The 11,989-nt window shown below is 63.4% G+C and carries 11 protein-coding genes; 5 read left to right on the top strand and 6 right to left on the bottom strand.

All coding sequences use genetic code 11. From position 1 onward, the window contains the following. Positions 1-19 precede the first annotated feature (19 nt). Positions 20-883 (bottom strand): hypothetical protein, encoded by an 864-nt coding sequence (locus NVV93_RS15290; RefSeq protein WP_258251499.1) that lies wholly within the window; start codon positions 881-883, stop codon positions 20-22. A gap of 313 nt (positions 884-1,196) precedes the next feature. Between NVV93_RS15290 and NVV93_RS15285 the strand changes: the two genes are divergently transcribed. Beyond that, complete coding sequence (locus NVV93_RS15285; protein WP_258251498.1) at positions 1,197-2,138, top strand: alpha/beta fold hydrolase; 942 nt, start codon at positions 1,197-1,199, stop codon at positions 2,136-2,138. Between the two features lie 365 nt (positions 2,139-2,503). Here the strand turns inward: NVV93_RS15285 and NVV93_RS15280 are convergent, their stop codons facing one another. After that, positions 2,504-2,938 (bottom strand): MerR family DNA-binding protein, encoded by a 435-nt coding sequence (locus NVV93_RS15280; RefSeq protein WP_258251497.1) that lies wholly within the window; start codon positions 2,936-2,938, stop codon positions 2,504-2,506. A 193-nt stretch (positions 2,939-3,131) separates the two neighbouring features. Here NVV93_RS15280 and NVV93_RS15275 point away from each other — a divergent pair, with 193 nt between their 5' ends. Next, positions 3,132-3,770 (top strand): cation transporter, encoded by a 639-nt coding sequence (locus NVV93_RS15275; protein WP_258251496.1) that lies wholly within the window; start codon positions 3,132-3,134, stop codon positions 3,768-3,770. Between the two features lie 13 nt (positions 3,771-3,783). Here the strand turns inward: NVV93_RS15275 and NVV93_RS15270 are convergent, their stop codons facing one another. Further along, positions 3,784-4,623 carry a metal-dependent hydrolase gene (locus NVV93_RS15270; RefSeq protein WP_258251494.1) on the bottom strand — a complete coding sequence of 280 codons (840 nt, stop codon included), beginning with the start codon at positions 4,621-4,623 and terminating at the stop codon, positions 3,784-3,786. Between the two features lie 312 nt (positions 4,624-4,935). Continuing rightward, positions 4,936-5,769, bottom strand: a complete 834-nt coding sequence (locus tag NVV93_RS15265) for a metal-dependent hydrolase (RefSeq protein WP_258251493.1) — start codon at positions 5,767-5,769, stop codon at positions 4,936-4,938. A gap of 132 nt (positions 5,770-5,901) precedes the next feature. Here NVV93_RS15265 and NVV93_RS15260 point away from each other — a divergent pair, with 132 nt between their 5' ends. From NVV93_RS15260 to NVV93_RS15250, 3 genes are all read left to right on the top strand, one after another. Continuing rightward, the gene (locus tag NVV93_RS15260; protein WP_258251492.1) at positions 5,902-6,927 is read left to right on the top strand and encodes an AraC family transcriptional regulator; all 1,026 of its coding nucleotides are present in this window, start codon (positions 5,902-5,904) and stop codon (positions 6,925-6,927) included. 79 nt (positions 6,928-7,006) lie between these two features. Continuing rightward, entirely contained in the window at positions 7,007-7,645 is a 639-nt protein-coding gene (locus NVV93_RS15255; RefSeq protein WP_258251491.1) for an MBL fold metallo-hydrolase, read from the top strand. A 99-nt stretch (positions 7,646-7,744) separates the two neighbouring features. Next, positions 7,745-8,431 (top strand): OmpA family protein, encoded by a 687-nt coding sequence (locus tag NVV93_RS15250; RefSeq protein WP_258251490.1) that lies wholly within the window; start codon positions 7,745-7,747, stop codon positions 8,429-8,431. 69 nt (positions 8,432-8,500) lie between these two features. Here NVV93_RS15250 and NVV93_RS15245 read toward each other — a convergent pair whose 3' ends face one another. Further along, positions 8,501-9,409 (bottom strand): acyltransferase, encoded by a 909-nt coding sequence (locus NVV93_RS15245; RefSeq protein ID WP_258251489.1) that lies wholly within the window; start codon positions 9,407-9,409, stop codon positions 8,501-8,503. A 426-nt stretch (positions 9,410-9,835) separates the two neighbouring features. Beyond that, positions 9,836-11,929 carry a phosphate acetyltransferase gene (pta, locus tag NVV93_RS15240; RefSeq protein WP_258251488.1) on the bottom strand — a complete coding sequence of 698 codons (2,094 nt, stop codon included), beginning with the start codon at positions 11,927-11,929 and terminating at the stop codon, positions 9,836-9,838. Between the last annotated feature and the right edge of the window lie 60 nt (positions 11,930-11,989).

Below are 11,989 nucleotides of genomic sequence, written 5' to 3'. Positions count from 1 at the left end.
CAACCTACGGGTTACCTGGCTACGGCGTGGCCGCGGCGGGCACGCTGAGATCGAGTTTGGCCGCGGGCGCTGCGGGCTTGGCATTTTTCGCGGCGGCCAACTGGCTCTGCACATCGCCCTGAATCGCCACTAACACCGGTTGCAGTTCGGCCATGCTGGCGCGGATTTCTGCGTAGCCATGTTGCTCGGCCAACTGGCTGACGCGGGCCAGAATCTGCGGGCGCACCTCGGCGCTCAGGTGCACGAACAGCTCCGGCAACTGCTTGCCGAGTTCGGCGGCATACAGCACCAGATCCTCGCGATTGAACTGCTTGGTCAGGCCCAGATAGTCCAGTGCGCTGGAGGTGAGCATGGCCGCCGCCGCCTTGGTTTCCTGCAGACCTTGCAGACGCACCGGGTTGCTCTGCTCCTTTTGCGAGAGGGTCATCCAGAACTCGGTGGTGAGGGTGAATAGCACCGCCTGCTGGCGTAGCGAGTAGGTCATCAGGCCCAGTGCTTCGGTGCCGTAAGGCTGCTGCGCGGCGCGGAAGTCGAAGTACAGGCGCATCAGCTCCTTGAGCTGGAACAACACCTCGCGCGCCTCGTTCTGGCGCAGCTCCAGTGGCGCATAGATGTTCAGCTGTGGACGAAAATTCTCCTCGCTGACCATGCGTCGGTAGATCGGCCCGGTGAATTCGCCGCTGCGGCGCGGCAGGGCGTTGATCTGGCTGGTGTCGACCTTCTGCAACGCCGCCAACAACTGATGGTATTGCGCGCTGCCCCACGGCTGGTTGAGGTCGGGAATCTTCTGCCCGAGATAGAACAGTTCGGCGGCGGCCAGCGGTCGCAACACGACCAGCAAGAGGATGGCCAGCGGCCAGAGCAGACGGCGTAGGAGCGTCATCGCGAAGAGGATTCCAGCGGTCAAGGGCTTTTGTAGGGTGGGTTAGCCGCGCAGCGGCGTAACCCACCGGCGGTGCCGCCATGGACCCCGGTGTCCAGCAGGGCTGGTGGGTTACCCACCCTACACCGCCAACACCTTTTGAGGCATAGCCTTAAATAACCTGCTCAAGAGTAACCAGCGCAAGCATCGGCGTCACCCAGAGCCTTGGTTGGGTGCGCCTGGTTCGTCGTTCACGCTCAACCTAGGTTGGGGCCTCAAGTGCGGCCTGGCGTGCTTTGCTAGGCAAAACCATAACAACTGCCGAGGTGCCTGCATGTCCGCTTCCAGCCTTTCTCTGAATCCACCGCTGGCGGCCGGCTTCGCCCGCCTGGGCTTCGGCGCCTTGCCGCTCGAACGGCTCAAGGCGCGCTACGCCAGCGTCGACAGCGGTTCGCGCTTCATCGAACTGGATGGCTTCAATATCCACTACCGTGACGAAGGCAGTCGCGACAAGCCGGCACTGGTGCTGATTCACGGGGTGGTCGCTTCGCTACACACCTGGGACGGCTGGGTGCAGGCCTTCGCGCCGCATTACCGGATCATCCGCTTCGATGTGCCCGGCTTCGGCCTCACCGGCCCGGCGCGCGACGGGGTGTACAGCGCCGAACGCATGGGGCGGGTCTTCGAGCTGCTGCTCGACTATCTGGGCGTCAACAAGGCGGTGGTCGCCGGTAGTTCGCTGGGCGGCTATATCGCCTGGAACTTCGCCCTGGCCCAGCCGCAGCGGGTCGAGAAGTTGATCCTCATCGATCCGGCCGGCTACTCGATGAAGAAAGTGCCGTGGATGATCGCCTCCGCCGCGCTGCCCGGCGCGCCGCTACTGATGCCGCTGTGGATGCCGCGCGCGCTGATCGCCCAGGGCATCAAGGAAGTCTATGGCGAGCCGGGGCGGATCAAGCCTGGGGTGGTCGACCGCTACTACGACCTGAGCCGGCGGCCGGGTAACCGGCGGGCGATGATGGACATCTTCCGCGTGCTGCTCGACGCCAATCGCGACGACCTGCCCAGCACGCCGGCCCGCGTGAAGGCGCTGCAAATGCCGACGTTGCTGATGTGGGGCGAGCGCGACCGGTGGATCTCGCCCAAGCATGTGCCGCTCTGGCAGCGTGATGTGCCGGGCATCCAGATCAAGACCTATCCAGGCGTCGGGCATGTGCCCATGGAAGAAATTCCCGAGCAGAGCGCCGCCGACGCCATGCGTTTCCTGCACGGCTGATCGTGCGACCGCGCCACCCTACGAAATCTACGGGTCTGACGTAGATTTTTTTGTAGGAGCGGATTTATCCGCGATAGCCGGCGCGGCGGATCGCGAATGAATTCGCTCCTAACAAGGCGCTGAATCCAGCTTTTGTAGGGCGGGTTAGCCGCGTAGCGGCGTAACCCGCCAGCGGCACGGTCCCGGCCATCGGCGTCCAGCCTGGTCGGTGGGTTACGCCTACGGCTAACCCACCCTACGAATCTGAGTCATGTTGACCGGATCGATATGGACTCCTATCTCGATGCGGCCGTGGGAAGTGCTCGCTGCTTTCGTCGATCAGCACATGGCGGCAGCTGCGGATCGAAGATGGAGATACGCGGTGCTCAGGGTGCGCCTGTTGAGTCGTCCGCGGCGCAGCAGGTTCGATTGTCCAGCGCTTCGAGCAGCCGGCAATGTTCGGCGTGTTCGCTGCGACAGGCGCTGACCTTGCGCAGCTCGGCCTGCATGGCGCGCAAATCGCGGATGCGTGCCTCGATGGCAGTGAGGTGTTGCTGGACCAGCTGGTCGGCTTCATCGCAGGGGCTTTGCGGATGATCGGCGAGGCTCAGCAGAGTCTGGATCTCGTTCAGGCTGAAACCCAGTTCCCGGCCGCGGCGGATGAAGCGCAGGCGGCGCACATCGGCGTCCTGGTAATGCCGATAGCCAGACGCACTGCGCAGCGGTTCGGGCAGCAATCCGCTGCGCTCATAGAAACGGATGGTTTCCAGATTGACGCCACTGGCGCGGCTGAGGACGCTGATCGTCAACGGCTTGCTCATTGCTTGACTCCGTAGTGACTACAGGGTTTAGCGTACGCCCTAGAACCTGTTTACGATCTTTTGGACTAGAGCCAGACAAGGCAAAAACAGGCGAGGAAGCGGAGTTTACGAGCTGTAAATGAGCATTCCGAGCCTGTTTTTAACGCGGTATGGCCTCGTAAACAGGTTCTTACACCTCTGGGAGAGAACCATTATGGGCATACATTGCTGCGATCACGACACCGCGGGGCCGCAAACCGCGGCACAGGGCGGCGGCCAGCACGGCCGCTATCGAACGATTCTGTGGATCGCCCTGGCGGTCAATCTCGGCATGTTCCTGGTCGAGATTGGCGCCGGGGTGCATGCCGGCTCGGTGTCGTTGCTCGCCGACGCGCTGGATTTCGCTGGCGATGCCGGCAACTACGCGATCAGTTTATGGGTGCTGGGTTTGGGCGTGGCGCTGCGCGCCAAGGCCTCGCTGTTCAAGGCCCTGTGCATGTTGCTGTTCGGCGTCGGCGTGCTCGGCGCGGCGGCTTGGAGTGTGCTGGTTGGCAGTGTGCCGAGTGCGCCGACCATGGGTGCAATCGGTGTCTTGGCGCTAATGGCCAACCTGGCGGTGGCGGCGCTGCTGTATGCCTATCGGCAGGGCGACAGCAACATGCGTAGCGTGTGGTTGTGCACCCGAAACGATGCCTTGGGCAACCTCGCCGTGCTGCTCGCCGCGTTGGGTGTGTTCGGCACAGGCAGCGCCTGGCCGGACTTGCTGGTCGCCGGGATCATGGGCAGCTTGGCGATCTCCGCCGCGCTGCAGGTACTGCGCCAGGCTCGTCAGGAGCTGGCGCTGGCGTCCTGAGACCGCGCGGCGCTCAGCTGGCTTGGGCCAGGGCCTGTGGCTCGAACTCTTCGCGGGTCTGGTACAGCAGGTCGAGATTGTCGTGCTGCCAGGGATGGAAGTCGGCCTTGAAGAAGTCCAGATACGGGCGGACCAACTGGCGGAAGATACCGTCCTTGCCCCAGGTCCATTTCAGCCCGTCGCGCCAGACCCGCCAGTTCCACAGCAGGCCATCGCGCTGGAGCATATGGATCAGCCCGCGGGTGGTGTCGAGCAGGAAGAAGAAGGTGCCCATGATCATCGCCCGGCGCAGCAGTTTGCGATTGCCGCAGACCTGGTTGTAGACATCGAAGGCCACCGCTTTGTGCTCGGTTTCCTCCAGCGCGTGCCAGCGCCACAGGCGTTGCAGGGTCGGGTGCGCGCCCTCGAGATTGGCCGGGTTCTTCAGCAGGCCGTCGGCCATGATTGCGGTGATGTGTTCCAAAGCCGCGGTGGCCGCCAGTTGGCGTTTGGCGGAGAACTTCTTCTGCGTGTAGCGGATGCGGACTTGCGCACGACGCTCCAGGCTGGTGATGTCGTAACCCAGGTCGCGCAGACGGGCGCTGTATTCCAGATGCTCGCGGCTGTGATGGCCTTCCTGGCCGATGAAGCCGCGGATCTGTTCTTTCAGCACCGGGTCGTCGATCTGGTCGCGGAACTGGCGCACCGAGTCGATGAAAAAGCGCTCGCCATCGGGAAACATCACCGACATGGCATCGAACAGGTGCGACTTGAAGGCATCGCCGCTGTGCCAGTGGCGCGGAAACGGGTTGGGCAGATCGAAATCCATGTGCCGTGGACGGATGACCAGGCCTTCAGGGGTGGTGCTAGCCATGCGGACTCTCCTGAGTCGTGGTTGTTCATGGCCGCACTATGGGGCGGGGCCGGCGAGCGGCAAAGGTTATGACCAGCCAATCTGCGAGTCATTTATGGCCACCGGCCGGCGGTTTGATTTTCGCTATGTGTAGGGTGGGTTAGCCGCAGGCGTAACCCACCGACCGGCCACCTGGCCGGCAATGGCACGCTCTGTGGCATCGATGGTGGGTTACGCCGCTGCGCGGCTAACCCACCCTACGAAAACGCCGAGCTGCTGTATGCGGGGCTCTTTGCTGCCTGGCAGCCGGCAGGTCAGGGCAGGGCGGTGCGATCAGGCCACTTTGGTCGGCGCATCGAACTCGCGCCGGTACTGTTCGACCAGATAGAGATTGTCGTGCTGCCAGGGATGGAAGCCGCCGCGATAGAAGTCCAGATAGGCCTTCACCAGTTCGCGATAGATGCCGTTCTTGCCCCACAGCCAGCTCAGGCCATCGCGCCAGACCCGCCAGTTCCACAGCAGGCCATCGCGCTTGAGCATGTGGATCAGGCCTTTGAGAGTGTCGATGGTGAAAAACACCGTGCTTTGCAGCATCGCCCGGCGGCGCAACCAGGGGCTGGCGCACACGCTCTGGTAGACGTCGAAGGCCACCGCCTTGTGTTCGGTTTCTTCCAGCGCATGCCAGCGCCATAAGCGCGCCATCGTCGGATCGGCGCCCTGCAGCCAGAGCGGGTTGCGCAGCACGGCGTCGGCCATGATCGCGGTGAGGTGCTCGACCGAGCAGGTGGCGGCCAGTTGCAGCTCGGCGGGCAGGTGTTTCTGGATGAACGCCAGGCGTCGTTTCAGGCCACGCTCCAGGTAATCGACGTCGTAACCGAGCTCCCGTAGGCGCTCGCTGTAGTGCGCATGCTCACGGCTGTGATGGGCTTCCTGACCGATAAAGCCGCGAATCTGCTCTTTCAGCAGCGGGTCGTCGATCTGCTCGCGAAATAAGCGCACCGAGTCAATGAAGAAGCGTTCGCCGTCCGGAAACAGCACCGACATGGCATCGAACAAATGCGTTTTGAAAGCATCGCCGCCATGCCAATGGCGCGGCATCGGCTCAGGTAAGCCAAATTTCGGCTGGCGCGGGTGAATTTCCAAACCTTTAGGTGTGGTACTGGCCATACACACTGCCTCGATAATCTGGAACGCTGGTCCCGACTATGCGCGCGCTGCTGAGCAGCAACAAGGCAAAAGCGGCCAATCAGCAGGTCCTATCCGGCCATCTGCAGCCACCCATAACAATAAGCGGCCGCTATGAAACAGCCACTGAATTTCACTGCCGAACTGGTGCCTCTGGCGTATGTCGAGGCGTTGCTGACCCTCGCTGGCGAGCGGGGCATTACCCGCGACGAACTGCTCGCCGCCGCGCGCTTGCGCCCCGAAGTGCTAGGCAATCCCAACGGGCGCTTGTCGTTCATCGATTTCAATCTGCTGGTCAGCGCGGTGATGCTGCGCTGTGACGAGCCGGCGCTCGGTTTGCTGCTCGGTCAGCGGCTCAACGTCTCGACCCACGGCATCCTCGGCTATGCGGTGCTGTCCAGCGCCAACCTGGGCAAGGCCATTCAGTTCGCCTTGCGTTATTACCGGGTCCTGGGCCTGGCGTTCGAGCTGGAGATGGTCGAGGTCGGTGAACATGTCGAGCTGCGCGCCAGCGAGTCGATGCCGCTGGGTAGCCTCAATCGCTTCGCCGCCGAAGGCTTGATGACCAGTCTGTGCACCATCGCGCGTTTTCTGGTGGGCGAGCATCTCGGCGACATGCAGGTCGGTTTCGCCTATTCACCGCCATCCTATGTGGCGCGCTACCAGGAGGTGTTCGGCGTATTGCCGCTGTTCGATCAGCCGTTCCATCGTCTGAGCCTGCCGCGGATCTATCTGGACCGCCCTATGGCGCTGGCCAACCCGGCCACTGTGCAGATGTGCGAGCAACAGTGCGAGGCGCTGCTGGCCACCCTGGATGTGCAGGATGGCCTGCTCACGCGCATTCGCCGCCTGCTGCTGGCGCGCCCCGGCGACTTCCCCGACCTGGCCAGCGCCGCCCACGCCTTGCATACCAGCAGCCGTACCTTGCGCCGCCACCTCGGGCAGATGGGCACCAGCTACCAGCAGGTGCTCGACGACGTCCGCAAGCGCCTGGCCCTGGAGTACCTAGGCACCACCCATCTACCGCTGTTCGAGGTCGCCTATCTGCTGGGCTTCAGCGACCCCTCGAACTTCCGCCGCGCCTTCAAGAAGTGGACGGGCAAGTTGCCAAGCGACTATCGTGCCGGGCCTGATAATTAGCCGACCAGATTAAGTGCAGGCAGCCAATCATCCTTGCGATGCGGCTGCTGACGATCTGGTCGTGATCTACGGAGTCCCCATGAGCCAGCCCAGCCTGATCCGCGAAACCTTTCCCGTCGGCCCGTTGCAGTGCAACTGCACGATCATCGGCGATCCTGTCAGTAAGAAGGCCATCGTGGTCGATCCAGGTGGCAATCCAGAGCTGATCATGGCGCGCCTGGAAGCCCACGGGCTGAAGGTGGTCAGCATCATTCACACCCATGCGCACCTCGACCATTTTCTCGCCTCCGGGCAGATGAAAGAGAAAACCGGCGCGACCTTGCACCTGCATCAAGGTGACCAGTTCCTGTGGGACAACCTGGAAATGCAGTGCAATCGCTTCGGTGTGCCATATACGCCGGTGCCGGCGCCGGACCAGTGGCTTAGCGATGACGAGGAGCTGGCCTGCGGTTGCGGCGTGGCCCTGCATACGCCGGGGCATACGCCGGGCTCGATGAGTTTCTGGTTTCCCGAGGCCAAGCTGTTGATCGCCGGCGATACCTTGTTCAAGCGCGGTATCGGTCGTACCGATTTATGGGGCGGCGACTACGCGGCCATCGAGAAGTCGATCAAGCAGCGCCTGTACAGCCTCGACGAGGACGCGACCGTGGTGACCGGCCACGGCCCAGACACGCGCTTGGGCGATGAGATGCGCGAGAACCCGTTTATCCGTGCCTGACCGCCTGCTCCGATTCGTTTCGGGCAGGGAATTTTCCGATTGAAAAACGTTCAAATCGCGGCAGCCCCGAGAGGCTGTCCACACCCAGGAGTACAGTTCATGTTCGTTTCGCGTCGTCTGATCGTTGTCGCCGCCTCCGTCGCCTTGTTGGGTGGCTGCGCCTCGCAGAATCCGTATGACAATCAGCCGCCCAGCTCCAACAAAACCGCCACGTACGGTGGCCTCGGCGCACTGGTCGGTGCGGTCGCGGGTGCGGCGATCAACCATGACAACCGTGGCAAGGGCGCGTTGATCGGCGCTGCCGTCGCGGGTGCCGCCGGTGCCGGTTACGGCTACTACGCCGACAAGCAGGAAGCCGAGCTGCGCCGTAGCATGGAAGGCACCGGCGTGGAAGTGCAGCGCCAGGGCGACACCATCCAGCTGATCATGCCGGGCAACATTACTTTCGCCACCGACTCGGCGAACATCGCCAGCAGCTTCTACAGCCCGCTGAACAACCTGGCCAACTCGTTCAAGCAGTACAACCAGAACAGCATCGAAGTGGTTGGTCACACCGACAGCACCGGCAGCCATGCGCATAACATGGACCTATCGCAGCGCCGCGCGCAGAGCGTCGCCGGTTATCTGACCGCGCAGGGCGTCGATGCCAGCCGGGTCAGCACTCGCGGCATGGGTCCGGACCAGCCGGTGGCCAGCAACGGTACGGCTGATGGTCGCGCGCAGAATCGCCGTGTCGAAGTGACCCTGCGACCGCTGCCAGGCGCCCAGGGCGCTCCCGCCCAGTAAGTGCACCGCCCATGAAAAAGCCCGCCAATTGGCGGGCTTTTTTTGTGGTCTGGATAAATCCCCGTGGGTTCAGGCTTGTGGTGGAAACTCGCGGTGCAGGCGTTCGAGCTCATGATCCTTGGTTTCCCACAGTTGGTTGACCCACTGCTGGAAGGCCAGGCGATGGGCCGCGTCGCTGTTGTAATCCCGGCCGAGGAATTCCGCAGGAATGTCCTGGCGGTGATAGCGCACCACGATCTGCCGCACGTTGCCGCACAGGAAGTCCCAGAAGCTCGGGTTGCCGTCGGGATAGTGGATGGTGATGTTGACCAGCGATTTGAGCTGCTGACCCATGGCGTCGAGGACGAAACCGATGCCGCCGGCCTTGGGCTTGAGCAGGTAACGGAACGGCGAGCCCTGCTCGTCATGTTTGGCCTGGGTGAAGCGAGTGCCTTCGAGGAAGTTGAAGATCGCCACCGGCACGTGGCGGAATTTCTCGCAGGCGCGGCGGGTGGTGAGGGTGTCTTCGCCCTGTTTTTCCGGATGCTTGGCCAGGTAGGCCTTGCTGTAGCGCTTCATGAACGGGAAATCCAAGGCCCACCAGCACAGGCCAATGATCGGCACCCAGATCAGCTCCTGCTTGAGGAAGAACTTGAAGAATGGCATGCGCTTGTTCAGCGTGTGCTGCAGGACGACGATGTCCACCCAGCTCTGATGGTTGCTGGTGACCAGATACCAGCCGTCGTACTTCAGCTGTTCGCGACCATTGAGGTTCCAGGCGGTTTTCTGGGTCAACCACATCCAGCCGCTGTTGCCGGCGATCCACGCCTCGGCCACCCAGTTGGACAGCTGGTTGCACGCCTTGCGCATCGATGGGACCGGCACGCAGAGCTTGACCAGGGCGATCAGAAACAGGAACCAGCACCAAAACAGGGTGTTGGCGAACAGCAGTATGGCAGCCAGGATGCCGCGCAGCGGGGCAGGCAGAAAGCTCAGCATGAGAGACTCAAGCCTCGAATTTTAGGGGCGCGCCGGGCGCCTCAGGTGTCGGTGGAATGGCCGCAATCCCTGGCCTGGATTATTTTTCGGGCGCAATAGTTAACGCTTGGGCCCTGAACTGCAAGCCTGCCCGCCGGTATGTTCCCAAGCAGGCCGTTGAAAAATTACCTACGTTGCCGATACGGCGTTAAAAACGGCCTCGCGTGCGAGCCCAGTCAAAATGCTCATTTACAACACGTAAACTGCGCTTTTTCGGCCGCTTGACTCGCTACGCTCACCCTGCGGGCAGCCTTCGGCTGTTACTCCGCTTCGCTGCGTTGCGCCTTGTCTCGGCTGCCTCGCCTACATTTTTCAACGGCCTGCTAAGTAGTGTAGGAGCGGATTCATCCGCGATCGGTTTTGGCCGTATCGCGAATGAATTCGCGCCTACACGATTTTGCTCGCCGCCTGGATCGCCGTGAGGGCGATGGTGTAGACGATGTCGTCGACCAGTGCGCCGCGTGACAGGTCATTTACCGGCTTGCGCAAGCCCTGCAGCATCGGCCCGACGCTGATGCAGTTGGCGCTGCGCTGCACCGCCTTGTAGGTAGTATTGCCGGTATTCAGATCGGGAAACACGAACACCGTGGCGCGGCCGGCCACCGGGCTGTCCGGTGCCTTTTGTCGGCCGACGCTGGCGATCGCCGCGGCGTCGTATTGCAGCGGCCCGTCGAGCAGCAATTGCGGGCGCGCGTCCCGGGCCAAACGGGTGGCCTCGCGCACCTTGTCGACTTCCGCACCGCTGCCCGAATCGCCGGTGGAATAGCTGAGCATCGCCACCCGTGGCTCGATGCCGAAGGCACTGGCCGAATCGGCGCTCTGCAGGGCAATTTCCGCCAACTCGGCGGCCGTCGGGTCGGGGTTTACCGCGCAGTCGCCGTACACCACCACCTGGTCGGGCAGGAGCATGAAGAACACCGAGGACACCAACTGGTAGCCGGGCGCGGTCTTGATCAGCTGCAGTGCCGGGCGAATGGTATTGGCGGTGGTGTGGATGGCGCCGCTGACCAGCCCGTCGACCTCGTCCAGCGCCAGCATCATGGTGCCGAGCATCACCGTGTCGTCGAGTTGCGCGGCGGCCATCGGCGCGTTCAGGCCCTTGCCCTTGCGCAGCTCGACCATCGGCGCGACGTAGCGCTCGCGGATCAGATCGGGATCGAGAATCTCCAGGCCGGCCGGCAACTCGATGCCGTGCGCGCTCGCCACGGCGCGCACCTCGTCCGGCTTGGCCAGCAGCACGCAGCGGGCGATGCCGCGCGCCTGACAGATCGCAGCGGCCTGCACGGTGCGCGGCTCGCTGCCTTCGGGCAGGACGATGCGTTTGTTCGCCGCCTGTGCGCGCTTGACCAGTTGGTAGCGGAACGCCGGCGGCGACATGCGCAGTTCGCGGGGTTCGCCGCAGCGGGCGCGCAGCCAGTCGTGGTCGATGTGCCCGGCGACGAAGTCGGCGACGCGCTCGGCGCGCTCGCGATCGTCCACCGGGATCTCCTTGTTCAGGCGATTCAGGTTGGTCGCCGTGTCATACGAGCCGGTGCCCACCGTCAGCACCGGCAGGCCGCTGTGCAACGCGCCGCGGCACAGCTCCATGATCCGTGGATCAGGCTGGAAGTCGCTGCACAGCAGCAATCCGGCCAGCGGTACGCCGTTCATGGCGGCCAGGCTGGCGGCGAGGATGATGTCGTCGCGATCGCCCGGCGTGACCACCAATACGCCGGGCTTGAGCAGTTGCACGGTATTGGCCACCGCACGGGCGCACAACACGATGCTGAGCATGCGCCGCTGCTCGTAGTCGCCGGCATTCAGCACCCGCGCGCCGAGCAAGTCGGCGATGTCGCGGGTGCGCGGGGCGTTCAGTTCGGCCTGCCACGGAATGCAGCCCAATAGGCGGAAGGCCTCGGTTCTGAGCAGCGGCGAGAGTTCGCGCAGGCGCTCGGCGAACGCCTCGATGCTGTCACTGGTGCGGACTTTATTGACGATCACGCCGAGTACTTTGGGGTCTTGCGGGCCGCCGAACAGTTGCGCCTGGATCTCGATGCGGTCGGCCAACTCATTCAGCGGTTCGTCTTCCGGCGCCGAGACCAGAATCACCTCGGCATCCAGGCTCTTGGCCAGGTGGAAGTTGACCCGCGCGGCATAGCTGGCATGGCGGGTCGGTACCATGCCCTCGACGATCACCACATCTTTATCCGCGGCGGCTTGCTGATAGAGGCTGATGATCTCCTCGAGCAGCTCGTCGAGCTGGCCGTCGCCGAGCATGCGTTCGACCTGGGTGAGCGCCAGGGACTTGGGCGACGTCAAGCCATGGGTGCGGGCGATCAGTTCGCTGGAGCGCTCCGGGCCGAGGTCGCCGGCATGCGGCTGGGCAATCGGCTTGAAAAAGCCAACCTTTAGCCCGTCCCGCTCCAGAGCGCCGACCAGACCGAGGCTGGTGGAGGTGAGGCCGACGCCGAAACCGGTGGGGGCGAGGAAGAATGTCTGCATGAGGTCTCCAATCGTGTCAGGCGGCGCGATTTGCCATCGCCGTCCGGGTGTTGGGCATCG

Origin of the sequence: Pseudomonas sp. LS44, from assembly GCF_024730785.1 — a bacterium.
GTDB lineage: Bacteria > Pseudomonadota > Gammaproteobacteria > Pseudomonadales > Pseudomonadaceae > Aquipseudomonas.
Note: the sequence above shows the minus strand (reverse complement) of the source record. Positions and strands in the feature narration are given on the sequence as shown.